Genomic DNA, 24387 nt, shown 5'->3' with positions numbered 1-24387 from the left:
TAAAAATCGAATCTCGATAAAAATGTTCTGTAAAATCTCAAAAAACATATAAATTTTAGAACCAAAGCAAAATTACGACAAAAAATGTATTTTTAATCGAAAAATTTAGAAGTATGAATTATTCAGGATGATAAACGCTTCATAATTAAAGGAACACCTGAGAAAGTTCAATCTATCTTAGAGGAAGAACAACAATTATTAGGTATCGATGAATTAATGGTTTATGCACCAATTCATGGTGAGAATGAACGCTTAAATTCATACAAACACCTCGCGAAAATGTTCAGTAAAATATAAAGCAATCTCTAAAGGAGGAATCCAATTTTAATGAATCAAGAATATGAAAGACTATTTCAAGCTGTAAACCTTCCTAATGGCAGTCAGCTTTCATCGCGATTTGCGATGGCACCAATGGTGGCAGCAGGGTCAACTTACGACGGCTTTGTCGGTGAAGATGACATCAAATATTTTGAACGACGCAGTCAAACTGGAGCCTTATTATTAACTGGAGCAGCGAATGTAGGACCATTTGGTAATGCTTTTGGCTATGGTTTAGATATCCAATCAGATGAGCACATGCCTGGTATGAAGAAATTAGCCAGTACTATGAAAGCACAGGGTGCAAAAGCAATGCTTCAGATTTTTCATCCAGGTCGCCAAGCTAAGTATTCCTATCAAGATGAAGAAAAAGTGTATGGACCTAGTACAAAAGACTTTGTTTTCTTAGATTATCCAGTCACTGGTATGACAAACGAAGAAGTTTATGAATTTGTACAGTACTTTTCAGATGCTACTAAACGTGCGATCGAAGCAGGTTTTGATGGTGTAGAAGTTCATGGGGCGAATCATTATTTAATTCAACAATTCTTCTCAGAATTATCGAACGAACGTGAGGATGAGTGGGGTGGAAATCGAGAGAAACGAGCAGCCTTTCCTTTAGCTGTAGTTAAAGCCGTTCAAGAAGTAGCAAATGAATACGCAAAAGACGATTTCATCATTGGTTACCGTATAAGTCCAGAAGAGATTCATGGCGAGATAGTTGGCTATAACTTTGACGACGCCTTATATTTAATTGACCAAGTAGCTGAATTGGGTGTGGATTATATTCATGTGTCTCAATTTGGACCTAACGGCTTTAAAAACAAAGCCCGTCTCGGTGAGCATAAAGGTGAAGTAATTAATGAAGTTGTCCACGAATTATTAGCAGATCGTACATTACTTATTGGCGCTGGGGATTTAACAAGTCCTGATAAGTTGTTAGAAGCGCTAAATTATGTAGATATCCTTGCGATGGGCTCAGCAGCGATTGTCGAACCAGATTTAATGCAGTAATTGAAAGCAGGCGCTGATGATTCTATTTCTTTAGATGCAGAAGACGTTTCAGACCTAGCCTTACCGGAGCGATTTTATTTAATGGCTGGGGCATTGAGAGGGAACGGGTCCGTTCCAAAAGAAACGATCGAACAAATTGAAAAGTGAGATTTGACTATAGAGTAGCGGACAAAGCATGACTGCGATTATTATGATAGAAATAACTGGAGTCCACGAATGAAATTAGCTTGTTTGGAGTTGTCCACGATTATTGGACCAGTATATTCGTCTAATCGATCACTCGAATCTGAAACGAGTGCGTGTTTAGCTCTAATCGAGTACTCGAAATTGAAACGACTGCATGATTAGCTCTAATCAAGTACTCGAAATTGAAACGACTGCATGATTAGCTCTAATCAAGTACTCGAATTAAAAACGAGTGCGTGTTTAGCACTAATCAAGTACTCGAATTTAATACGAATACTAATTTAATCAAAATCACAAAAAAGCACTCAACCCGCGTTGAGTGCTTTTGCTATTCCTATGCTTTCTTTTCTTTATAAGACGTTTCGAAGACTTTAAGTTGTTCAAGTAGTGTTTTTAAATTGGCCATACTTGAAACGTAACTGATTCTAAAGTGTCCGCGACCTGCCTCACCAAATATTTGAGCAGGTGTGACGGCTATTTGAACTTCATGGGCTAAATCTAGACAGAATTGGTAATCGTCACCTTCATACCAAGCTGGGATTTTACTGAAAAGATAAAAAGCACCTTCAGGAATAATGAAGTCATATTCCAATTCACTTAACCCTTCGATAAGAAAATCACGGCGTGCTTGATAATCTTCTAACATGCGTTGGATTTCGGCATCGGTATTGTCGTAAGCTTCGATACTAGCGTACTGAATTTGAGTACTAATCGCTGTCAGAACTGACTGATGTAGTGGGTAGATTGAGTTAATTAATTCTGAAGGTCCGGCTAAGAAAGCAGAACGCCAGCCAGTCATTGCATGAGATTTTGACGTTCCATTAATCAACAAAGTTAATTCAGGTATAAATTTTGCCATCGACGTATGTTTAGATCCGTAACTAAATTCAGAATACACTTCATCTGAGATGACATAGATTTGCTGCTCTTTAATGACTTCAGCTAAGGCTTTAATCTCATCGTGAGTATAAGTAACTCCCGTAGGATTTGTCGGGTGATTTAAAAGCAGTGCTTTTGTCTTATCAGTGATGCTTTCTTTTAATAATTGAGGTGTTAACTTAAATTGAGTTGAACTAACATCAATGGCAACAGCTTTTGCGCCCGATAAAGAAATTTGCGTATTATAGATAACATAATTAGGATCAACGACTAACACTTCGTCTCTTTGATTAACTAAGCCAGTCACTGCCAGGTATAAAGCTTGGGTTGCGCCCGCTGTGACGATGATTTGATTATCTGGAGAATAATCCAAATCATATTTACGTTTCAAGTAACGCTGAATCGCTTCACGCAGCTCATACACCCCTCGAGAATGGGCATAGAAACTTTGATCAGCATTGATTGATTTGATTGCCGCTTGTTTAATATTTTCTGGTGTCGGAAAATCCGGTTCACCAACGTTGAAAAATAACAAATCTTCAATGTGACTAATTTGGTCGTTAAAAAGACGGATGAGATTCTCCGACGTGTTTAATAAGTGTTTATTAATGTTTTTATAATCCATTCTCATCAACTCCTCTAATGATATGCTTAAGTCTAACATATTTTTTAATAAAATGTTTGACAAAGTAAAATTTGTGTACTATTATAGTCTCAACAGATAAATAAAACGCTTTGATGTGGAAAGTAAATCAATCAAATTTTTTAGAGAGCTCACGCTTGGTGAAAGTGAGTAAGTGACGATCGGTTGAAAATGGCTACTGAGCGGTCATTCTGAATGCGTAACGCAATAAGGATGAACGGATGCACCCGTTAGAGATGCCACAGTATATGGTTATTGTATTTTAAACAAATGTACTGGTAGAGGTTATTTCAGTGATGAAATGACAAATTAAGGTGGTAACACGAAGTTTATACTCTCGTCCTTTTCATAGGATGGGAGTTTTTTTGTAGTTAATTTTATGTCGCAAGTCATTTTTTTGTCAAATAATAGAACAGTCAATATATCAATGAACAAGGAGAGATAAAAATGAGAAAATGGTTAAAAAGTTTAAGTGTTGTCGGATTAGCAGCAAGTTTATTAGTAGGTGCAAGTGCTCCGGTACAAGCACAAAGTGAATTTGAAGGGGAAGAAGTATCGGTCGGGATTGTTCCTGGGCCTTCAGAAGAAGTCTGGAATGTCGTTGTTGAGAAAGCAGAAGCCGATGGAATCACGGTCGATTTAGTTTTATTCAGTGACTATGTTCAACCAAACATTGCATTACAAGACGGTTCGCTAGACTTAAATGCCTTCCAACACGTTGCCTTTTTAGATGACTGGAATGAAGCAAATGACGGAAGTCTAACTGGCATTGGTTATACCTTTGTTTCGCCAATGGGTGCTTACTCTGAAAACATTGAATCTTTAGATGACTTACAAGAAGGCGATACAATTGCTATTCCAAATGATCCAACAAACGGTGGACGTGCTTTACTTGGTTTAGAATTGGCGGGTGTCATTGAAGTAGATGATGAAGTGGGGCCTTTAGCAACAGTCAATGATATTACTGATAACCCATTAAACTTGGAATTTGAAGAATTAGATGCAGCTCAATTAGCTTTATCATTACCAGATGTTGCAGCAGCGTTCATCAACTTAAACTTCGCAACAGATGCGGGACTGAGCTTAGATGAAGCCATTTTCGTTGACGCGGATTATCCAGAAGAATTAAATGAAGCTTACCGAAATGTCATTGCAGCTCTTGAAGAAAACCAAGACAACGCCCTATATTTACAAATCGTTGAGTACTATCAAACAGAAGAGGTCGCTCAAGCTTTATATGACACAACTAACAATGGTGACAAACCAGCCTGGGAAAATGCGCCAGTGATTGGAGAAAATGCTGAAGACGCAAGCAGCGAAGAAACAAGTGAAGAGGAAAGTAGCGAAGAGTCAACGGAAGAAGATGCTGAATAGTCAAAGATAAAAGGAGAAAAGTGCTATGTTAAAATTACTTAAGAAGTTAGGAAAAGTTGCCTTAACGAGTTCACTCATTCTAGCGCCAGCTACTCAAGTGGCATTTGCACAAGAAAGTTCGGGAGAATTTGAAGGCGAGCAAGTCAACGTTGGTGTTGTTGGAGATAATGGTGCAGAAGTTTGGGGCTATGTTGCCGATAAAGCTTTAGAACAAGAAGGTATTGAGATTGATGTCACACTATTAACTGACTATAACCAGCCCAATGAAGCTTTAGCGAATGGGTCTTTAGATTTAAATGCCTTTCAACACGTTGCCTTTTTAGAAAACTGGAACGAAGCGAACGACGAAGATTTAGTGAACTTAGGCTTTACTTTAGTTACACCAATGGGCTTATACTCAGACAAAATTACATCGGTAGAAGAAATTGTAGATGGCGACAGTATCGCAGTTCCTAATGACCCAACAAACGGCGGGCGTGCTTTACTTGCCTTAGAAATCGCTGGATTAATCGAAGTGGATGACGCTGTAGGCGTATTACCAACGATTGACGATATTACTGATAACCCATTAAACCTAGAAATTATCGAATTAGATGCAGCTCAAATTCCACAATCATTACCAGATGTTGCAGCAGCGATTATTAACACAGGTCATGCAGAAGACGCAGGTTTATCTGTAACAGAAGATGCTATCTTCGTAGATACAGATACACCAGAAGAGTTAAGTGATACTTACCGTAATATCATTGCGGCACGTTCTGAAGATGCTGAAAGTCCATTACTATTAAAAATCGTAGAACTATACCAAACGGCTGACGTAGCTGAAGTGATTATTGAATCAAGTAACGGTGGAAGTATTCCAGCATGGGAAGGCTATGAGCCAGCTGAAAGTACAGATGGATCAGAAGAGTCAACTGAAGAATCAAGCGAAGAATCAACTGAAGAATCAAGCGAAGAATCAACTGAAGAATCAAGCGAAGAATCAAGCGAAGAATCAACAGAAGAAGATACTGAATAAACATAAAAAAGGAGAGATTTATCATGAAAAAATTCTTTAAATCATTAGGTGTATTATCATTAGCAAGTAGTGTTTTAGTTGGAGCAACTTCAGCAGTTCAAGCTCAAGGTGAATTTGAAGGCGAAACAGTAACCGTTGGTGTCGTAAGTGAAGCAGAAGAACAAGTTTGGGAATTTGTTTCAGAACAAGCCTTAGAGCAAGAAGGTATCGAACTTGAATTAGTATTATTTACAGACTATGTTCAACCAAACGTTGCTTTACAAGATGGATCAACAGATTTAAATGCTTTCCAACACGTAGCATTCTTAAACGAATGGAATGAAGCAAATGATGGTAACCTTGAAGCTTTAGGTTTCTCATACGTTACACCATTAGGAGTGTATTCTGAATCAATTACTTCAATTGAAGAGATTCCAGAAGATGCAGTGATCGCAATTCCTAACGATCCAACAAATGGTGGACGTGCATTATTAGGTTTAGAATTAGCTGGCCTAATTGAAGTCGATGATGAAGCAGGTATTTTACCAACGGTTGCAGACGTAACTGATAACCCATTAAATATTCAATTTGAAGAATTAGAAGCAGCACAAATTGCGCAAGCTTTACCAGATGTGGATGCAGCAGTCATTAACAACACATTTGCTTTAGACGCTGGTTTAAGTGTTGAAGATGCTATCTTCCTAGATGCAGAAAATCCTGCAGACTTACCAGATGATTACAAAAACATTATCGCAGTAAATGGTGACAACGCAGACAGCGAATTATTTGCTAAAGTTGTAGAATTATACCAAACAGACGAAGTCGCTGAAAAATTAGCTGAAGCAAGTAACGGTGGAGATGTTCCAGCATGGACTGAAGAAGGCGAAGAAGAATCAGATTCATCAGAATCAGAAGAAACAACGGAAGAATCAGAAGAGTCAGAAGAATCGGCTGAATAGTCAAACACTTTAAAAGAAACAAACTTAAAGCGTAAGTAAGCTACAATGAAGAAAGTGGTTGTAGACTTTACTTGCGCTTTTTTTAATAAAAAATGGAGGTCCACAATGAAAAAATTATTATATTCATTCTTAGCAATCATTACTATCGCAAGCTTTTTACCAATTCAAGCCTCTGCCCAAGGGGAATTTGAAGGTGAGAAAGTAACGATAGGCTTAGCCAGTTCAAATGCTTATGATTATTGGGATGTTGTCGTTGAAAATGCGCTAGAACAAGAAGGCATTGAAATTGAACTTGTGCTATTCTCAGATTACAATCAACCAAATGAAGCCTTACAAAATGGCTCATTAGATTTAAACGCTACGCAAGGGTATCCGTTTCTATTTTCTTGGAATGATGAAAATAATGGAACAATTACACCGATAGGGAATACATTAATTACGCCTTTAGGTTTATATTCTGATAAACACACGTCAGTGGAAGATATTCCAGATGGCGGAATGATAGCGATTCCAAACGATCCATCAACTTATGGACGCGCGCTTCAAGCCTTAGAAATTGCTGGGTTAATTGATGTCGATGAGGCGGCTGGCATTTTCCCAGAAGAGAAAGATATTTTAGATAATCCCAAAGATTTACAGTTTGAATTATTAGACCCAGCAATGGCAGCTGTAGTACTGCAAGATGTTGATGCGGCAATTATTAATACTGGTTTTGCTTCAGATGCAGGACTTAAAGTTTCAGATGCGATTTTTGCGGATGCTCATAATTTAGATAATGTGAATCCGATGTATATTAATGTGATTGCAGCCCGTGAAGAAGACAAAGACAACCCATTGTATTTAAAAATCGTTGAGTTATTCCAAACAGATGAAATCGCAGAAATTATTAAAGAATCAAGTGACGGTTCATTAATCCCAGTATTCAGAGAATACGACGTTGATATCGAGAATCAAACGGTCACAGAAGTGGCAGAGTAGAAACTAAGTAATAAAGGCAATAGAAAGTAGGAACTAAATTGGTACAAGTTATTCCAGAAATTCAAGCAAATAAAGAACAAATCGTAACATGGCGTCGTCATTTCCATCAACATCCTGAACCTAGTTTAAAAGAATTTAAAACAGCTGAGAAAATCCAAGAAATACTTACGGATCTCAATGTTCCTTTTGAAAAAGTAGGTGAAACAGGAACTTTAGGGACGATTACAGGAACAAAGAATGATGCGACCCAAAGCCAACGCGAGCGAAAAGTATTACTGCGTGCGGATATTGATGCCTTAGAAATCACAGAGGCGACTAGTCATGATTTCCCATCATTAAATGAAGGGATAATGCATGCGTGTGGTCATGATGCCCACAACTCAGGGCTTCTTGGTGCGGTTGCTTATTTAGTATCACACCGTGAACAGTTTGCTGGAACTGTCTTAGTGGCTTTCCAACAAGCAGAAGAAATTGGGAGCGGTGCGTACCAATTTATCGAAAGTAGTCTATTAGATGGCGTAGGTCAAGTGTTTGGTATGCATGTAGACCCAGCCATACCAGTCGGTACCATTCAAGCAGTGCCAGGACCTACTATGGCATCTTGTGATATCTTTACAATTAATGTCATAGGTAAAAGTGCCCATGTTGCCCGCCCACATACTGGCGTTGATGCTTTAGCTGCCGGAGCAAATATTGTAACGGAATTACAAAACTTAGTATCCCGCTTACTGAATCCCTTAGAGCCAGCAGTGATCGGGATTGGAAAATTCACTTCAGGTACGCGTTATAATATTGTTTCCAATCATGCAAAAATTGAGGGGACATTACGTACATTAAGTCATGAAACACGCGAACGTTTTTTAGCTAAGATAGAAGAAACGGCTCATGATATTGCGAAAGTATTTGGTGCAACGATTGAGTTTGAAAACTATCCGGCTGCAGCTCCAAACATTAATGACGAGGATGCAACATTACGTGCCCAACGTGCGGGAGCGAAAATTGTCGGAGAAGCAAACGTCATCAAACAAAGCCAACCAAGTATGGGCTCAGATGACTTTGCGGACTTCTTAACAAAAATCCCTGGAACATATGCTCGCGTTGGGGTAAGTAGTTCTGAAGAAACTTCATACGGTTTGCATCACGAGAAATTCAATTTAGATGAAGATGTATTACCAATCATGGCATCTTTCCACGTTGAATTCGCATTAGATTATTTGAATCAAGCTTAGATTATCCTGGATACGTCATTGTGGCGTATCCTTTTTTGGTAGGGAAAAACAGGTGTATGGAATATGTTTCCTTGAGAAAAAGTCAGGGACACGAAACGCCGAAAAGGATCCCTGAGAACTATTCAGAGCACCGAATCATCCTTGAGAAAATCTCAGGGATGCAATATGCCGAAAAAGGTCCCTGAGAACTATTCAGAGCACCGAATCATCCTTGAGAAAATCACAGGGATGCAAAATGCCGAAAAGAATCCCTGAGAACTATTCAGGGCACCAAACCATCCTTGAGAAAATCTCAGGGATGCAAAATGCCGAAAAGAATCCCTGAGAACTATTCAGGGCACCAAACCATCCTTGAAAAAATCTCAGGGACACGAAATACGAAAAAATGTCCCTGAAAAAATCTCAGGGACACGCTCACACCCTACCACAAACAAAATCCCCAACAATTCCGGTTATACAACCAAAATTGCTGGGGAATATGCTCTAATCCAAGCCATAAATACTAAAATAATCTCTGTTGAATATTAAACGTGACATCATTCGTCTCTTCATTATAAGCAGCGATTATTTTTTCCTGATCAGGGGTTAAATCTGCTTCAGGGATTTTCAGTATCGTATGCAAGACTTCACGTGGGTAATACAAGCGTTGCTCCCCACGCGGCACTCCGGTTAACGATTGCACTAAGGCGCTGACTTGTGACAATTCGACGACTTGATTTTGTTTTGTTAAGAAATCAATTTGCGTGCGCGTACTTGTTGAGTCAGGGCGATAGAAATCATAAGGCAAGTCGAAGGAGCTATTTTCCCCAAAGTAGTATTCTGGGTCATAGCCTTCTGCCAGCATTTCATTTTGAATCGAAGATGTTAGTTCATCACGTTGGTCATCGCTCGATAAGAGTGATTTGAACGGTTTTCGGTTTAAGAAGCGGTAAGCTAAATCTTTCAAGATGTCGTCATCTTCAAGTAACCAATGTGAGAAGTAACTACTTAGAATATAGTCATCCAACCGCATGTAGTCTTCTAAATCCCATTCACCTTCTAAGAAAGGAATCAACAAATCAATGGAATGTGTCATTGTTTCCGGTTTTTGGTCGTAACAATATTTGGCACGAGCAAGTAAGTTACGTAACACTTCTTCCATGCCGCGTGAAACGGGGTGGAAATACACTTGCATATACATTTGATAGCGACTCACAATATAGTGTTCAACTGCGTGCATCCCTGAGAAATCAAATACAATTTGATTGTTGAATGGCCGAATGACACGCAAAATTCGAGTAATATCAAAAGCACCGTAACTCACGCCAGCATAATAGGCGTCGCGAATTAAATAATCCATTCGGTCAGCGTCAATTTGACTGGAAATTAATTGAACGACTTGCTGATTAGGGTAAGTTTTATTAATGACGCTGGCAACTTTTTCTGGAAAATCATCACCCATTAACTTCAATACATGATTAATTTCAGTATCTGGTGACATAATAATTTTTTGAGTGACTACTTCATGGTCGGTATCGAAAATCCCTTCAAACGTATGTGAGAAGGGCCCGTGACCAATATCATGCAGAAGTGCCGCACATAAGGCAACAAGGCGTTCACTATCGTCCCATAAGCCATCACCGGCTTCGAGACTAGGATAATTACGTACGAAATTGTTGATGATGCGACGTGTAATCTCATACACACCTAAAGAATGGTTGAAACGGCTATGCTCTGCACCGTGGAAGGTGTAAGAAGACGTCCCAAGTTGACGGATTCGACGCAGACGTTGGAATTCGACCGTATCAATTAACTTTAAGATAATCGAATCTTGAATATGAATGTAGTCATGAACGGGATCGCGAAATACTTTCTCTCGACGCAAGATTTGTAATTGATATTTTTCATTATAAGTAGCCATCATTAACTCCTTAAGGTAATTGATTAGGTTGGATTTTTTCTGAACGAGCCGTTGTTTTATCGAATGCTTTTTCGTATAACGCTTTTAAAGCAGGGTCTTCATAGTCGCCTTGAGTGAGTGAACCGTATTTCTCCATCGTTGAAATTAATAATTTTTGATATGCATCGACTTGAATTGGTTCACCGATGACTGCTTCAATCGTTGTCATTGAGTTAGGATTGATTAAAGGATAGTCACTACCCGCTTCACCTGTACGGTAATAAGCCTGGAGTAATTCAGCGCGTGCTTGTTGGTCACCATTGACACTTAAGTAAGCAGCCGTTGTGACACCAGATTTGAAGCGACGTTGCGCAATGCCCCCAATTTTTTGCCCATTGACAACTAAGTCGTATTTTCCAGGACAATAAGAATCTGGAATTTCATAGCTTTCTACTTTGACGCCGAATGGCTCTAAGGACTGCGCCACTAAAGCAACCATTTGCTCGTAAGCATGATCAATCGATAAGTCAAAATGACGATTATCACTCACCAGTCCAAAGTTTATGACACCCGGGTCATTAACAACAGCTAAGCCACCATGAGGACGTTGAACTAGTGTGTATCCAAGGTCAACGAGATAATTATTCGCATTGCCCAGTTCTGGCAGACGAGTATCTTTTGCCCCAAGTAGGATAATTGGATAGTCAAATGGATAGAAGTGTACGACACCATAAGGTTTACGAGCGTCATCGTTTAGAGCTGGAACCCAGCGGATGAAGCTGTCTTGGTAACTGAGTGCACTGTTTGGATCCCTTTTTGATGGATTGTCTTGTTCTGAAAATACAAGCCATTGTTGGGATGATATATATTCTTGATTTGAAAGCATAGAAACCTTCCTTCATTTTGTAATTATTTTATAGTTATGTATAATTATAACAAAAAATCGATTATAATAGTAAATAACTATAGATTGTGTGGTGAAAATGTGCAGAGAAAAAATATTTATCTTGAAGTTGATCAAAAGATTCGCTATCATAAGCAAGCTCATAAAGATGAATGGTTGTTAGAGACTAAAGGAGAGTTAGTTGATTTAAAGACTTTTTCAAAAATCTCCTACGTCGATCGCGAAGATATTCCAATTGAAGTAAAGTGGTATACTCAACGTGACGCAGGGCATCTGATAGCAGAGATTAAACAACCGCAATATACATTAACGTTTAATCCATCTAAACAAACATATACATCCTATATGACACCGCAAGGACTATGGGAATTAGCAGTTGAGACCGAAAAAGTTCAATTTTCTGAAACAGAAACAGGTGTGAAGTTAATGATTCAATACCAAGTATTAATTAACGAAGAACCACTTGGAGACTATGAATTTCAATTGCATTATCGTAATTAAATCGGTAATATATTAGAATACGAGGAAGGAAGTGGAAGCTTTGATTTTAAAACAATTTGAGAATGAAAATATTGAAGAACTTTCTTCGATTGAAGTTGCACATGCAATTCTTGAAGAGACAGGTGATGTCTATGATTTCACTGCATTAATGGTTGCGATACAAGACTATTTAAATGTAAGCGAAGAAGAGTTGGAAGCGAAAATGACACGCTTTTATACAGACATCAATATTGATGGACGCTTCATTTCATTAGGAGATAACCGTTGGGGACTACGCGCTTGGTATCCCATCGATTCAATCGATGAAGAAATTGTAAGTTCAATTGATGATGAAGATTTACCACGTCGTCGCAGACGCAAGAAAAAACGCAAATTAAACGCGTTTGACGAAAATGACGACATGATTGACTACAACGATGATGATCCAGAAGATCTAGATGATATCTATGATGATGAAGAAGACTTTGACGATGAAGAAGATGAAGTCGAAGAAGTTGTTCCAATCGCTAAAGACGAAGAAGATGACGAAGACGACAACCAAGAACTTGGTGTCTATGCACGTGATTTATCTGAACTAGGTGACGATGATCTAGAACTTGATGAAGACGACGAGGACTTTGATGAAGATATCGATGATGACGATATCGATGATGACGATATCGATGATGACGATATCGATGATGACGATTTTGAAGATGAAGAAGACGAAGTTTTCGAGGAAGAAGACGAAGACTAAAATTTTTGATTGACGAAACGACAAAGTTATCGTATTATCTAAATTGGGCACCTTTCAAGAGGAAGGTCAATCTACTTAATTAGCACCCCTATTCCATCGGAATAGGGGGCTTTTCTATTTATATCCCGAAAATATATAAAAAGGAGCTTACAATAATGGCAAAATATATATTTGTTACAGGTGGCGTTGTGTCATCAATTGGTAAAGGTATCGTCGCTGCGTCTTTAGGACGTTTACTTAAAAACAGAGGATTGAAAGTTAATATTCAAAAATTCGATCCATACTTAAACATTGACCCAGGTACAATGAGTCCATATCAACATGGAGAGGTTTTTGTAACAAATGATGGAGCAGAAACTGACTTAGATTTAGGCCATTATGAACGATTTATCGACATTAATGTTAATGAATACTCAAGTGTCACAGCCGGTAAAGTCTACGATGAAGTTCTACGTAAAGAACGTCAAGGTGAATATAATGGCGCAACCGTCCAAGTTATACCACACGTGACAAACGAAATTAAAGACAAAATTATGCGTGCAGCAGAAACAACTGACGCTGACGTTGTTATCACTGAAGTCGGTGGAACAATTGGAGATATTGAAGGATTACCGTTTATTGAAGCACTACGTCAAATGCGTACAGAAATCGGACACGAAAATGTTCTTTACATTCATACAACTTTAATTCCTTACTTAAAAGCAGCAGGAGAATTAAAAACGAAACCAACACAACATAGTGTGAAAGAATTACGATCATTAGGTATTCAGCCAAATATCTTAGTGGTGAGAACTGAAGAGGCATTACCACAAAGCATTAAAGATAAATTAGCTCTATTCTGTGATGTAACAACGGATGCGGTGATTGAGTCACGTGACGTTGAAACACTTTACACAATCCCATTAAGTTTACAAGAGCAAAAGATGGACCAATTAGTCTTAGATTACTTTGGTCTTGATTTACCTGAAGCAGATATGACTGGTTGGAGAGAATTAGAACAACGCGTTCTACATCTAGAGAACAAAGTAAAAATTGGTCTAGTAGGTAAATACGTTGAATTACCTGACGCATACCTATCTGTAGTAGAAGCCTTAAAACATGCTGGATTCTACCACAATACTGATATCGAATTATCTTGGATTAATGCTGAAGATATCAACGCGGACAACGTAGATTCTTACTTGAAAGATGTTGATGGTATTTTAGTGCCAGGCGGCTTTGGTGAACGTGGTGTTGAAGGTAAGATTGAAGCCATTCGTTATGCTCGTGAAGAAGAAGTGCCATTCTTTGGTATTTGTTTAGGTATGCAATTAGCGACCGTTGAGTTTGCACGTAATGTTGTTGGCTTAAAAGGGGCACATTCTTCAGAATTAGACCCAGAATCACCACATAAAATCATTGCCTTATTAGCAGATCAAACAGAAGATATGACTTTAGGTGGAACATTACGTCTAGGTCTATACCCTGCAAAATTATCAGAAGGCTCATTAGTTCGTGACTTATACGACGGAAGCGAAATGATTGAAGAACGTCACCGTCACCGTTATGAATTCAATAATGAGTACCGTGAAGCTTTAAGCGAACACGGTATGTCATTCTCAGGTGTGAGTCCTGACGGGAAGTTAGTTGAGATTATTGAATTGAAAGACCACCCATTCTTTGTGGCACCGCAATTCCACCCAGAATTCACTTCACGTCCAAACCGTCCACAACCAATTTTTAAAGGCTTTATTGAAGCAAGTTTAGAACATCAAAATAATCGCAAATAACAATTGACATTGGTGTAAATAATCACTATAATTCCATAAAAGTAGTAAAGCTTTAATCGTGTTCCGTGAGACGCGAAAGTGTTGCTAACTGATTTCTTTATAGGCATTTTATAGAGATTAATAGTGAACCCATTTTGTACAATGCAGGGGGAACACTATCGTTATGCACTCTTTCACGTCGTAAACGACCGGTAACATGATCTGTTATCGGTCGTTTTTTTGTACTCTCGATTAAAAATAATGAATGAAAGGTGAGACAATGGATAAACAAAAACCAATCATTGCGCTAGATTTCGCCACTAAAGAGGCAGCCATCGCTTTTCTAAATCTATTTAAAAATGAATCTTTAAATTTAAAGGTCGGCATGGAACTATTTTACAAAACTGGGATGGATTTTGTGCAATACTTAAAAGAGGAAGGACACAGCGTGTTTCTAGATTTAAAATTACATGACATTCCAAACACGGTCAAAAGTGCCATGAAAGTGCTCGCTCAAAGTGGTGTAGACATGGTAAATGTTCATGCCAGTGGCGGACTGAAAATGATGCAAGCAGCCAAAGAAGGCCTGGAGGAAGGGGCTTTGAATAATCACAAACCCTTACTAATCGCAGTGACACAACTCACCTCAACTTCGCAAACTCAAATGAATGAGGAACAAAAGATATTAGGGCCCATTCAAGACAGTGTCCAAAATTATGCGATACTCACACAAAATGCAGGCTTAGATGGCGTTGTTTGCTCGCCCTTAGAAGCTTCAATCATCAAAGAAGCAACATCAAACCAGTTTCTAACTATCACACCTGGCATTCGTCTGACTTCAAAATCAATCGACGACCAAACACGGATTATGACACCTAGAGATGCAGCCAAAAACGGCAGTGACTATATCGTTGTGGGAAGACCGATCACGCAAGCGCCTGACCCGGTAGAAGCCTATCGATATATCTTGAAAGAATGGCAAGCTGAATTAAATTAATAGAAGGGGAATGAATCATTTGAACATGACAGTATCAGAACAAGTAGCAGAAAAATTACTCGCGATTGAAGCAGTAAATTTAAAACCAGATCAACCTTATACTTGGGCAAGTGGACTCAAAGCCCCAATTTATTGTGACAATCGTTTAATCATGAGTTTCCCAGAAACACGTGACTTTATCGAACAAGCTTTAGCAGATTTAATTAAAACTCAATTTGAAGGCGTTGAAGTCATCGCCGGAACTGCCACTGCCGGTATTCCGCATGCGGCCTTTGTTGCTAATCTCTTAAACCTACCAATGATTTACGTCAGATCAAGTGCGAAAGACCATGGAAAGGAAAATGCCATCGAAGGCTACCTTAAACCAGGCAGCAAAGTTGTCATGGTCGAAGATTTAATTAGTACAGGTGGAAGTGTATTGGACGCCGCTTCAAAAGTAGAGCAGGCTGGAGGTGAAGTTATCGGTTGCGCCGCAATCTTTAACTATATGTTAGAAAGCGGACAAAAAGCATTTAGTGAAGTTGAATTCTCACTTGAAACATTAACAAACTACCGCGAACTAGTAGAATATGCTGTCAGCGATCCGAAATTAAAAGCCTACTATGACACGTTAGTCGAGTGGTATCAAGATCCAGCAAAATGGTCAAAACAATTTGAAGCATAGAAAACTCTGTCCCTATAGTCATCTATAACAATTTTAATAAAGAATGCCGAGAGCATTCATTAAAGGAGATTATACAAAATGAAAAACTTAAACAAATCACAACGTAACGCTTTATTATCAGCCATTGTCGCATCAGGAACCGATGATTTAAACGTCATGTTCCTAGCCTTTTCGATGTCTACAATCATTTCTCAATTAGGTATCTCAGGAGCACAAGCAGGGTGGATTGCGACTATTACAAACTTCGGTATGTTGTTCGGAGGAATTTTATTTGGAATCTTAGCAGACCGTTACAGCAAACTAAAAGTTTTTAAATGGACAATTTTAATCTTTTCAATTGCCACAGGGTTAATCTTCTTTACAAATAATATCTATTACTTATATGCAATGCGTTTTATTGCCGGGATTGGTGTCGGTGGTGAATATGGTGTGGCGATCTCAATCATGGCCGGACTCGTGCCAAGTGAAAAAATGGGACGCATCAGTTCATTAAACGGAATTGTTGGCCAAATCGGTTCAATTTCTTCAGCCCTACTTGCAGGATTGATTGCTCCAATATTCGGGTGGCGCGGACTATTCCTATTCGGTTTACTTCCAATTTTAATCGTAGTTTGGGTGAGTCGTACAGTTAAGGAAGAAGAATTACATATTGAAAGTTATTCAGATGAAGATGATGAATCAGCACAAGGTAGCATTAAAGATTTATTCAAAGACCGAAAGACATCGTATCAAACAATCGTTTTAATGGTTATGACAACTGTTCAAATCGCAGGTTACTTCGGTATGATGAACTGGTTACCAACAATGATGCAACAAAATATTGGCGTCAGTGTCAGTGGTTCTTCAACTTGGATGATCGCTACAATCATCGGTATGTGTATCGGAATGTTTGTCTTCGGGCAAATCTTAGACCGAATTGGCCCACGCTTAGCTTACGGAATCTTCTTAATAAGTTCTGCCGTGGCAGTATATTTATTCACTTTTGCTAATAGCGCAACATCAATCTTAATCGGTGGAGCTATCGTTGGATTCTTTGTGAATGGAATGTTCGCAGGTTACGGAGCGGTTATTACACGCTTATACTCTTACAAAATCAGTACGATTGCGAATAACACAATCTTGAATGTGGGACGTGCTGTTGGAGGATTCTCATCAGTCATCATTGGTTACATCTTAGATATGTCAGGTGTACCTTTAGTAATGCTTTTCTTAGCGGGGCTGTACATTATCAGTTTCGGTTTCATGATTACATTACCTCAATTGAAGGCTGATAATTATAAAACATTGGACAATAGAGTGGATATTGATACAAGTACGACAACAGTTAAAAACAACAAACGCTTAGCTGAAGCATAATAATTATTGAAGGAATCTAGTTGAGAAGCTAGGTTCTTTTTATGTTTTTTGGGGATTAATCTTGAAAAGAATATAATGGTAACCCCGCTTATTCCAGAGTATTAGTTTCGGTGACCGTAGTGGCACGGCTCCAGCTAATCACTTCTGCGTTAGCTTGTGATTGAGCTTCCGTCTCGCTGATCTACTGATTCCGTAAGTCGCTTCGTTCCAACGGTATCATGTGCGATCCGTCGTCCTGATACTACTGTACCTCTACTAACACTCTGTCATAAACTAAGCACTTTTTTAAATATTTAGTGAAAATAAAACCAACCGCCAGTATTTTATATTTTCAAATCATCAAAATAATCTCTAATCAAATTTAACCCCTTAAATGAATAAGTGAAAAAAGTTCAATTAAAATGCCTACAAATCAAGCCATAGCGCCAATCTGCTTAATTACTAGCCATAGCGCGGTTTTTGGAGTATAATAAACGTATAATATAACATTATAGGGGGAATTTTAAGCATGACTCGTTTAGTAAGTATGACAGATATGTTAAACAAAGCAAAAGAAGAAGGGTACGCTGTAGGTCAATTCAACATTAACAACCTTGAGTGGACTCAAGCTGTATTAACAGCTGCAAAAGAAAATAACTCACCAATTATCTTAGGTGTATCAGAAGGTGCAGCTAAATATATGGGTGGTACTAAAGTAGTAGCAGCAATGGTTAACGCTTTAATGGAAACAATGGACATTACAGTACCAGTTGCTCTACACTTAGACCACGGATCTTCATTTGACACATGTAAAGACGCAATTGACGCTGGTTTCTCATCAGTAATGATTGACGGATCTCATCACCCAATCGATGACAATATTGCGATGACAAAACAAGTTGTTGAATATGCTCATCAACACGGTGCTTCAGTTGAAGGTGAAGTTGGAACTGTTGGTGGAGAAGAAGACGGAGTTATCGGTGGAGTTGCTTATGCTGATTTAGCTGAATGTGTACGTTTAGTACAAGAAGCTAACGTTGATGCTTTAGCAGCAGCATTAGGTTCAGTTCACGGAACTTACGATGGCGAACCTAAATTAGGCTTTAAAGAAATGGAAGAAATTTCTGAAGCAACTGGTATGCCTTTAGTATTACACGGTGGTTCAGGAATTCCAGAACACCAAGTTAAAAAAGCAATTAGCTTTGGACATGCAAAAATTAACGTTAACACTGAATTACAACAACAATGGACAAAAGCTGTTCGTGAAAAATTAAACACGGATGATAAAGTATATGATCCACGTAAAGTAATCGCACCTGGTAAAGATGCAATTGTTGCGACAACTAAAGAAACAATGGATATGTTTGGATCATCAAACAAAGCTTAATAACTCATTCCCAATACTAAACTAAACCCGTTCTAACCGAGATTCATCTTGGTTCGAACGGGTTTTTCTGTCTGATAATTTATAGATAGAGAATAAATTGCAACTCAAGCCAAATGGTGATGCTGTTTGTCTTTAGTCGGTCTAACTCTAGCCAAATGGTTATGCGGTTTGTCTTTAGTTGGTCTAACTCAAGCCAAATGGTTATGTGGTTTGTCTCTAGTTGGTCCAACTCAAGCCAAATGGTTATGCGGTTTGTCTCTAGTTGATCCAACTCAAGCCAAATGGTTATGCGGTTTGTCTTTAGTTGGTCTAACTCAAGCCAAATGGTGATGTGGTTTGTCTCTAGTTGGTCTAACTCAAGCCAAATGGTTATGCGGTTTGTCTTTAGTTGGTCTAACTCAAGCCAAATGGTGATGCGGTTTGTCTCTAGTTGATCTAACTCAAGCCAAATAACTTTGCCATTTGGCTCAAGTACACCAAAAAACTACCTAAAAAATAGTGCCAGCAAGATTTCTTTCGCTAACACTAAAACTTTTTAATAACCTGGTTTTGTTGGATGTTTATCAATCACAAATTGATTGTTTTCTAAAGCTTTTTTACCAGAATCAGTTAAACGCATGCCGCGAACATCGAAGTATTCATCTAATTCTTCATTGGAATAATGCTTTTTGATTTCTTCCACTAAGCCTGTTTTATTTAATTTTGAATAGCCTTTAACGTTTTTCATTTTTAATAAGCTCTTCAACAAAGTGGCTGTGACGTGATCCATTGATTCATAAGGCGATTCTTGAATCACATAACCGTGTTCGATTAAGTCTTTTAAAGATTGGTGAGCGTTAATGCCGTAATCATATTCAAAGTATTTCGGCATCACTGATTCGTTTGTGAATGTCCCTAAAGAAATTCGCCAAATTAAAATGATATCTCCCGGTAATAAGCCTTCTTCAGTACGTTGCATATTGCGCAAGGGTACACGCGTTTCGCTTGTTAAGTCTAAATCACGGAACCATTTTTTTAGATTGCGGTCTGGCGAGATGTAAGGTAATTCAGGGTAATCTTTGTAAATCTTTTCAACTTCTTTGATTTCTTCTTCGGTACCATTGATAGGATAATTTATTTTCATATTTTTCCTCCTAAGATAATAATAAATATGCTATCAGTGCATAAAGTAATAGATGAACTGGATAGAACCAGTAGAATGCTTTGGAGCTGAGATTTCCTTTTAAACCATTGTAAAAATAGGTAATAATGAAAGCAGGCATCGCAAACCAACTGCCGATAAATGCAAAAGCACCAAAAAGGGATTGGAATAACCGAAAATCCCGTAGGACATACAGAATAATAATAACGGATACGCCTAAAGTAGAATAATCTGTGTCCAAGATGAAGACAAATGCTAAGGAGAGCACAACTCCCACAAAGCGGTAAATGGGTTGCTCAAATTTTTCTATACACCAAATAGCAAACAGCCCACTAAATAAGGTGAACATCACATTCTGTCCAGAAAAATCAAAGAATGTATGCGATCTCGCTAAGTCAAAAGGAATTTCAGAAATTAGCGCAAAGATACCGAGACGTTTTAAATACTTTTTCACATCGCTTGTATGCTGAAAGCCTTCGACAATTAAAAAACAGAATAACGGAAAAGCAAGTCGCCCGACTGCCCGACTTGCGGTGTACACGGAGTTCCATGTTTCGAAATTAACTTGACCATTCCCCGCTTGCAACCAGGGCAGGAGCACGAAAGCACCTAAGTGATCAATTAACATCGAAGCCATCGCAATGATTTTGATGGTCGTACTATTTATAAACGTATTCTGAGGCTTATTTAAAGCTTCCATATGATAAAGTATCCTTTCTGAGTCAAATCCTTCATTTTGAAATACAATGTTTACATAACAGTAATTAAGTTATGGTACTGTATAGAAAATATTTTTAACACTCTAATGTTCAATTAGAGGAATTATCCATATTTTAACAAGAAAAACATGGATATAGTAGTCCTTTCTTTGAAGGATTCCGGGCTTATGTTAGAATCATAAAACAAGAATGTTAATTTATTAGGAGCGTTATGATATACTTCAACTATATAAAATTTAAGGAGAATGAATCCGTGACACAACCTTCCCCGATCATAAGTAAAACTCAAATGACGTTGATTGATCATATGTTGGAATATAATCAATATCGACCGTTATTATCTTATATAAAAGAGAATACTACACTGAACGATTCCTACCTTACTCACTCAATTCAGCTTGCTCAAGCTTTTCTAGATGTAAATATTCGAGAAATTGAGCAACTAGCTCCCAAAGTAGACCGCCAATATTTACTCAAGCCCACATACCTAGAACGCCGAGTGTATAGCTATGCACATTATATGAATGTTCAATTTGAACGATCTGAATATATGGATTATTTTCGTGCACTCAGTCCGTTGTTGGTTGATTTACTGCGCTTAATTATCGAAGAAGATTTTATGCCGGAATTAAGTCAATATATCCAACCAATTGTCAAGGAAACCGTTGAAGGAACGCCGGTTTATCGTGGTTTACAGTGGAAGCAAGCAAAAGTGGAGGAAGAAGCGAATAAAGTGGCTGAGACCTTTACAAAATATTACGGCGACCGCTTCAATTATAAGCATTATGTAAGTTCGAGTCATTTATTAAAACTCATTGACGATCATAGTAGAAATGACGAAGTGAGAGCGAAAGCCATTTCTTTAAGACATATTGAAAAATATGTCCGAAATATCGTGGCTCACGAAGTAATTTATGTCAGTGATGAACTAGTTGAACGTCGTTCGGGGATGAACGTGAAACAAATTCATCGTCTCCTTCAGGAAGCACTAATACTTGCTGGACTAGATGACAAGCGCCAATGGGCGATTTTGAACGAAATAAATAAAGCAATTAAAAATAATATACAAGACAGAACGAATTAAGGAGCGAAACATGAAAAAATTAGTTATTCGTGGAGGAAAACCTCTAAACGGCGAAATTACAATTAACGGAGCAAAAAACAGTACGGTGGCACTAATACCAGCCGCAATTATCGCTGATTCACCAGTTGTACTTGAAGGCGTGCCAGATATTCAAGATGTTCACTCATTACTTGAAATACTTGCTGAATTTAATGTAAAAACCGAATTTAAAAATAATACACTAATGATTGACCCAACAGATATGGTGTCAATTCCAATGCCAACAGGAAAAATCCAAAGTTTACGTGCATCTTATTACTTTATGGGAGCAACTTTATCGAAATTTGGTGAAGGTGTTATCGGACTACCTGGAGGATGTTTCTTAGGACCTCGTCCAATTGACCAACATATTAAAGCTTTTCGTTCACTTGGAGCAACGGTTGAAGACGAATTTGGTGTGATTACTTTATCAACGCCAAATGGGCTAGAAGGTTCAAGAATTTACATGGACGTTGTATCAGTGGGAGCAACAATCAACGCGATTCTAGCTTCTGTCCGTGCTAAAGGAAAAACAATCATCGAAAATGCAGCACGTGAGCCAGAAATTATCGATGTTGTGACACTTCTGAACAAAATGGGAGCAAATATCCGTGGTGCTGGAACAAGCTTGATCCGTATTGAAGGTGTCGACGAAATGCATGGTACCAACCATACAATCATTCCAGACCGTATAGAAGCGGGTACTTACATTACAGCGGCAGTCGCAATGGGTGAAAATGTTCGTGTCACAAACGTTATTTATGAACATATCGAAAGTTACATTGCTAAACTAGACGAAATGGGTGCGATGATGACGATTGGTGAAGATTCGATTGACATCAAGAAATCTGATAACTTAAATATGGTTAATGTTAAAACACTGCCATACCCTGGTTTTGCGACTGACTTACAACAACCTTTCACACCATTACTTTTAAAAGCTCACGGTGAAGGAACCATTATGGATACAATTTATCCACAACGTGTGAAACACATTCCAGAATTAAACCGCATGGGAGCAAATATCAAAGTAGATGGTGATATTATCCGCATTAGTGGCCCATCGAAACTCCAAGGTGCCCCAGTCCGTGCAAGTGATTTACGTGCCGGTGCATGTCTTGTAATTGCTGCTTTAATCGCTGATGGCGAGACAGTCATCACAGGTGTAAGCAATATCTTACGTGGATATACTGACATCGTAGGTAAATTAAAAGCTATTGGTGCCGATATTGAAATGATTGAAGACGACACTGTCGAAGAATAATAAACATGACTATATTTGGGCAGATCAATTAAATTCTGTCCAAATATATTTTTGTATTCAAATCACCCCCACTCGCCCACAAAACAAACTCTCCACAAACATTCAAGTAAAGAAAAGGAACTGATAAAATGACAGATGCATTTTCATTGCCAACATTATTAAATAAAGACGTAAAAGAGCTCTATGGTTACGCCCGCGAACTTAAAATCCCTAACTATAGTGAATTAAGTAAAAAAGAATTAGCTTTAGCGATTATGCGTACACAAGAAGAGAAACAAGGCTTCTTCCAAGTTGAAGGAGTTTTAGATATTTTACCTGGGGATGGTTTTGGTTTTATTCGTCCAATTAACTACTCACCGAGTCAAGAAGATATCTATATTTCAAATTCACAAATTCGCCGTTTTGATTTAAGAAACGGGGATAAAGTAGCCGGCCCAGCGCGTCCACCAAAATCAAATGAGCGCTATTACGGTTTGATGCAAATTTCAACCGTGAATGGTAAAGACCCAGAAGAAGCAAAAGAACGCGATCACTTCCCAAGTTTAACGCCATTATATCCAGAAGAACAAATTAAATTAGAGTACAAGCAAAATGCAATCAGTAACCGTTTAATAGATGTGTTCTCACCGATTGGATTTGGACAAAGGGGCCTTATTGTTTCACCACCTAAAGCCGGTAAAACTTCAACATTAAAAAGCATTGCTAATGGGATTTCGCATAATTATCCTGATGCAGAACTCATTGTGATGTTAATCGATGAGCGTCCAGAAGAAGTAACAGATATCGAACGTAGCGTGAATGGTGAAGTGGTTTCATCAACGTTTGACCAAAAACCTGAGAACCATATTCGTATTGCAGAATTAGTCTTGGACCGCGCCATGCGTTTAGTTGAAGATGGCCGAGATGTTGTTATCTTAATGGATAGTATCACACGCCTTGCTCGTGCCTACAACTTAGTAGTTAAACCAAGTGGTCGTACATTAAGTGGTGGGTTAGATCCCGCGTCATTCTACTTCCCAAAACGCTTTTTTGGAGCAGCGCGTAATATTGAAGATGGCGGTTCATTAACTATTTTGGCGACAGCTTTAGTGGATACAGGTAGCCGTATGGATGATTTAATCTATGAAGAATTCAAAGGGACAGGGAATATGGAAATTCACCTATCTCGCCAACTAGCAGAACGCCGTATCTTCCCAGCGATTGATATTCAACGTTCAGGAACACGTAAAGAAGAATTACTGATTCCGGAAGAAGAGTTAGACAAGATTTGGAAGTTCCGCAAAATGATGGTCGGAAATTCTCTTGAATACACTGATCAACTCATCGGAATTCTCCGTCACACAGATACTAACGAAGAATTCTTAGGACAAATTGAAAAATTAGTCCAAAAATAATCGAAATTCAAGGGCGATGTCATGAAAATGATGTCGCTT

22 protein-coding genes and 1 other annotated feature are annotated in these 24387 nt (G+C 38.4%); of the genes, 17 read left to right on the top strand and 5 right to left on the bottom strand.

Annotation, left to right across the window (positions count from 1 at the left end; all coding sequences use genetic code 11):
- The first annotated feature begins 327 nt into the window (after positions 1-327).
- Positions 328-1332 carry an NADH-dependent flavin oxidoreductase gene (locus FEZ33_RS06225; protein WP_235888781.1) on the top strand — a complete coding sequence of 335 codons (1005 nt, stop codon included), beginning with the start codon at positions 328-330 and terminating at the stop codon, positions 1330-1332.
- The gene (locus tag FEZ33_RS12720; protein WP_235888780.1) at positions 1333-1479 is read left to right on the top strand and encodes a hypothetical protein; all 147 of its coding nucleotides are present in this window, start codon (positions 1333-1335) and stop codon (positions 1477-1479) included. It abuts the gene before it with no gap.
- 373 nt (positions 1480-1852) lie between these two features.
- Here the strand turns inward: FEZ33_RS12720 and FEZ33_RS06220 are convergent, their stop codons facing one another.
- Positions 1853-3022 (bottom strand): aminotransferase class I/II-fold pyridoxal phosphate-dependent enzyme, encoded by a 1170-nt coding sequence (locus tag FEZ33_RS06220; protein WP_171031305.1) that lies wholly within the window; start codon positions 3020-3022, stop codon positions 1853-1855.
- 101 nt (positions 3023-3123) lie between these two features.
- Positions 3124-3388: a binding site (T-box leader), on the top strand.
- Positions 3389-3487: 99 nt separating this feature from the next.
- Here FEZ33_RS06220 and FEZ33_RS06215 point away from each other — a divergent pair.
- The 5 genes from FEZ33_RS06215 to FEZ33_RS06195 all read left to right on the top strand — a co-directional run bounded on the left by FEZ33_RS06215 (position 3488) and on the right by FEZ33_RS06195 (position 8577).
- Complete coding sequence (locus FEZ33_RS06215) at positions 3488-4414, top strand: MetQ/NlpA family ABC transporter substrate-binding protein (RefSeq protein ID WP_138404541.1); 927 nt, start codon at positions 3488-3490, stop codon at positions 4412-4414.
- A 25-nt stretch (positions 4415-4439) separates the two neighbouring features.
- Positions 4440-5432: a MetQ/NlpA family ABC transporter substrate-binding protein gene (locus tag FEZ33_RS06210; protein ID WP_138404540.1), complete on the top strand. Its 993-nt coding sequence runs from the start codon at positions 4440-4442 to the stop codon at positions 5430-5432.
- 23 nt (positions 5433-5455) lie between these two features.
- On the top strand, positions 5456-6370 hold the full coding sequence (locus FEZ33_RS06205) for a MetQ/NlpA family ABC transporter substrate-binding protein (protein WP_138404539.1): 915 nt from the start codon (positions 5456-5458) through the stop codon (positions 6368-6370).
- Positions 6371-6475: 105 nt separating this feature from the next.
- Positions 6476-7348 (top strand): MetQ/NlpA family ABC transporter substrate-binding protein, encoded by an 873-nt coding sequence (locus FEZ33_RS06200; RefSeq protein ID WP_138404538.1) that lies wholly within the window; start codon positions 6476-6478, stop codon positions 7346-7348.
- A gap of 38 nt (positions 7349-7386) precedes the next feature.
- Positions 7387-8577 (top strand): M20 metallopeptidase family protein, encoded by a 1191-nt coding sequence (locus FEZ33_RS06195; protein WP_138404537.1) that lies wholly within the window; start codon positions 7387-7389, stop codon positions 8575-8577.
- Positions 8578-9079: 502 nt separating this feature from the next.
- Here FEZ33_RS06195 and FEZ33_RS06190 read toward each other — a convergent pair.
- Both FEZ33_RS06190 and FEZ33_RS06185 read right to left on the bottom strand, forming a co-directional pair.
- The gene (locus tag FEZ33_RS06190; RefSeq protein WP_138404536.1) at positions 9080-10477 is read right to left on the bottom strand and encodes an HD domain-containing protein; all 1398 of its coding nucleotides are present in this window, start codon (positions 10475-10477) and stop codon (positions 9080-9082) included.
- 10 nt (positions 10478-10487) lie between these two features.
- Positions 10488-11342 carry a lipoate--protein ligase family protein gene (locus tag FEZ33_RS06185; protein ID WP_138404535.1) on the bottom strand — a complete coding sequence of 285 codons (855 nt, stop codon included), beginning with the start codon at positions 11340-11342 and terminating at the stop codon, positions 10488-10490.
- 99 nt (positions 11343-11441) lie between these two features.
- Here FEZ33_RS06185 and FEZ33_RS06180 point away from each other — a divergent pair, with 99 nt between their 5' ends.
- From FEZ33_RS06180 to fba, 7 genes are all read left to right on the top strand, one after another.
- A complete protein-coding gene (locus FEZ33_RS06180) occupies positions 11442-11861 on the top strand; it encodes a DUF1934 family protein (protein WP_171031304.1) in 420 nt (139 codons plus the stop codon).
- Between the two features lie 40 nt (positions 11862-11901).
- Positions 11902-12597 (top strand): DNA-directed RNA polymerase subunit delta, encoded by a 696-nt coding sequence (gene rpoE, locus FEZ33_RS06175; protein ID WP_138404545.1) that lies wholly within the window; start codon positions 11902-11904, stop codon positions 12595-12597.
- A gap of 155 nt (positions 12598-12752) precedes the next feature.
- Positions 12753-14366, top strand: a complete 1614-nt coding sequence (gene pyrG, locus FEZ33_RS06170) for a CTP synthase (protein WP_138404533.1) — start codon at positions 12753-12755, stop codon at positions 14364-14366.
- Between the two features lie 259 nt (positions 14367-14625).
- A complete protein-coding gene (gene pyrF, locus FEZ33_RS06165; RefSeq protein WP_138404532.1) occupies positions 14626-15342 on the top strand; it encodes an orotidine-5'-phosphate decarboxylase in 717 nt (238 codons plus the stop codon).
- A 25-nt stretch (positions 15343-15367) separates the two neighbouring features.
- A complete protein-coding gene (pyrE, locus tag FEZ33_RS06160) occupies positions 15368-16006 on the top strand; it encodes an orotate phosphoribosyltransferase (RefSeq protein ID WP_138404544.1) in 639 nt (212 codons plus the stop codon).
- 78 nt (positions 16007-16084) lie between these two features.
- Positions 16085-17362: an MFS transporter gene (locus tag FEZ33_RS06155; RefSeq protein ID WP_138404531.1), complete on the top strand. Its 1278-nt coding sequence runs from the start codon at positions 16085-16087 to the stop codon at positions 17360-17362.
- Between the two features lie 508 nt (positions 17363-17870).
- On the top strand, positions 17871-18728 hold the full coding sequence (gene fba, locus FEZ33_RS06150; RefSeq protein WP_138404530.1) for a class II fructose-1,6-bisphosphate aldolase: 858 nt from the start codon (positions 17871-17873) through the stop codon (positions 18726-18728).
- Positions 18729-19263: 535 nt separating this feature from the next.
- On the opposite strand, the gene FEZ33_RS06145 is transcribed toward fba, so the two are convergent.
- Both FEZ33_RS06145 and FEZ33_RS06140 read right to left on the bottom strand, forming a co-directional pair.
- The gene (locus FEZ33_RS06145) at positions 19264-19851 is read right to left on the bottom strand and encodes a hypothetical protein (RefSeq protein WP_138404529.1); all 588 of its coding nucleotides are present in this window, start codon (positions 19849-19851) and stop codon (positions 19264-19266) included.
- A gap of 10 nt (positions 19852-19861) precedes the next feature.
- Positions 19862-20569 carry a TraX family protein gene (locus tag FEZ33_RS06140; RefSeq protein ID WP_138404528.1) on the bottom strand — a complete coding sequence of 236 codons (708 nt, stop codon included), beginning with the start codon at positions 20567-20569 and terminating at the stop codon, positions 19862-19864.
- Between the two features lie 272 nt (positions 20570-20841).
- Between FEZ33_RS06140 and FEZ33_RS06135 the strand changes: the two genes are divergently transcribed.
- From FEZ33_RS06135 to rho, 3 genes are all read left to right on the top strand, one after another.
- Positions 20842-21672, top strand: coding sequence for a hypothetical protein (locus FEZ33_RS06135; protein ID WP_171031303.1), 831 nt, complete (start codon positions 20842-20844; stop codon positions 21670-21672).
- A 10-nt stretch (positions 21673-21682) separates the two neighbouring features.
- Positions 21683-22954 (top strand): UDP-N-acetylglucosamine 1-carboxyvinyltransferase, encoded by a 1272-nt coding sequence (gene murA / locus FEZ33_RS06130; protein WP_138404526.1) that lies wholly within the window; start codon positions 21683-21685, stop codon positions 22952-22954.
- A 128-nt stretch (positions 22955-23082) separates the two neighbouring features.
- Positions 23083-24348, top strand: a complete 1266-nt coding sequence (gene rho / locus FEZ33_RS06125; RefSeq protein ID WP_138404525.1) for a transcription termination factor Rho — start codon at positions 23083-23085, stop codon at positions 24346-24348.
- Positions 24349-24387: the final 39 nt, after the last annotated feature.

It is taken from the genome of Ruoffia tabacinasalis, from assembly GCF_005864045.1.
Taxonomy (GTDB): domain Bacteria; phylum Bacillota; class Bacilli; order Lactobacillales; family Aerococcaceae; genus Ruoffia; species Ruoffia tabacinasalis.
Note: the sequence above shows the minus strand (reverse complement) of the source record. Positions and strands in the feature narration are given on the sequence as shown.

Bases quoted from the DNA above. Each gene is read 5' to 3' on its own strand.
- FEZ33_RS06225 (WP_235888781.1), top strand. From the start codon at position 328: ATGAATCAAGAATATGAAAGACTATTTCAAGCTGTAAACCTTCCTAAT.
- FEZ33_RS06220 (WP_171031305.1), bottom strand. From the start codon at position 3,022: ATGGATTATAAAAACATTAATAAACACTTATTAAACACGTCGGAGAAT.
- FEZ33_RS06215 (WP_138404541.1), top strand. From the start codon at position 3,488: ATGAGAAAATGGTTAAAAAGTTTAAGTGTTGTCGGATTAGCAGCAAGT.
- FEZ33_RS06210 (WP_138404540.1), top strand. From the start codon at position 4,440: ATGTTAAAATTACTTAAGAAGTTAGGAAAAGTTGCCTTAACGAGTTCA.
- FEZ33_RS06205 (WP_138404539.1), top strand. From the start codon at position 5,456: ATGAAAAAATTCTTTAAATCATTAGGTGTATTATCATTAGCAAGTAGT.
- FEZ33_RS06200 (WP_138404538.1), top strand. From the start codon at position 6,476: ATGAAAAAATTATTATATTCATTCTTAGCAATCATTACTATCGCAAGC.
- FEZ33_RS06190 (WP_138404536.1), bottom strand. From the start codon at position 10,477: ATGGCTACTTATAATGAAAAATATCAATTACAAATCTTGCGTCGAGAG.
- FEZ33_RS06185 (WP_138404535.1), bottom strand. From the start codon at position 11,342: ATGCTTTCAAATCAAGAATATATATCATCCCAACAATGGCTTGTATTT.
- pyrG (WP_138404533.1), top strand. From the start codon at position 12,753: ATGGCAAAATATATATTTGTTACAGGTGGCGTTGTGTCATCAATTGGT.
- pyrF (WP_138404532.1), top strand. From the start codon at position 14,626: ATGGATAAACAAAAACCAATCATTGCGCTAGATTTCGCCACTAAAGAG.
- pyrE (WP_138404544.1), top strand. From the start codon at position 15,368: ATGACAGTATCAGAACAAGTAGCAGAAAAATTACTCGCGATTGAAGCA.
- FEZ33_RS06155 (WP_138404531.1), top strand. From the start codon at position 16,085: ATGAAAAACTTAAACAAATCACAACGTAACGCTTTATTATCAGCCATT.
- fba (WP_138404530.1), top strand. From the start codon at position 17,871: ATGACTCGTTTAGTAAGTATGACAGATATGTTAAACAAAGCAAAAGAA.
- FEZ33_RS06145 (WP_138404529.1), bottom strand. From the start codon at position 19,851: ATGAAAATAAATTATCCTATCAATGGTACCGAAGAAGAAATCAAAGAA.
- FEZ33_RS06140 (WP_138404528.1), bottom strand. From the start codon at position 20,569: ATGGAAGCTTTAAATAAGCCTCAGAATACGTTTATAAATAGTACGACC.
- murA (WP_138404526.1), top strand. From the start codon at position 21,683: ATGAAAAAATTAGTTATTCGTGGAGGAAAACCTCTAAACGGCGAAATT.
- rho (WP_138404525.1), top strand. From the start codon at position 23,083: ATGACAGATGCATTTTCATTGCCAACATTATTAAATAAAGACGTAAAA.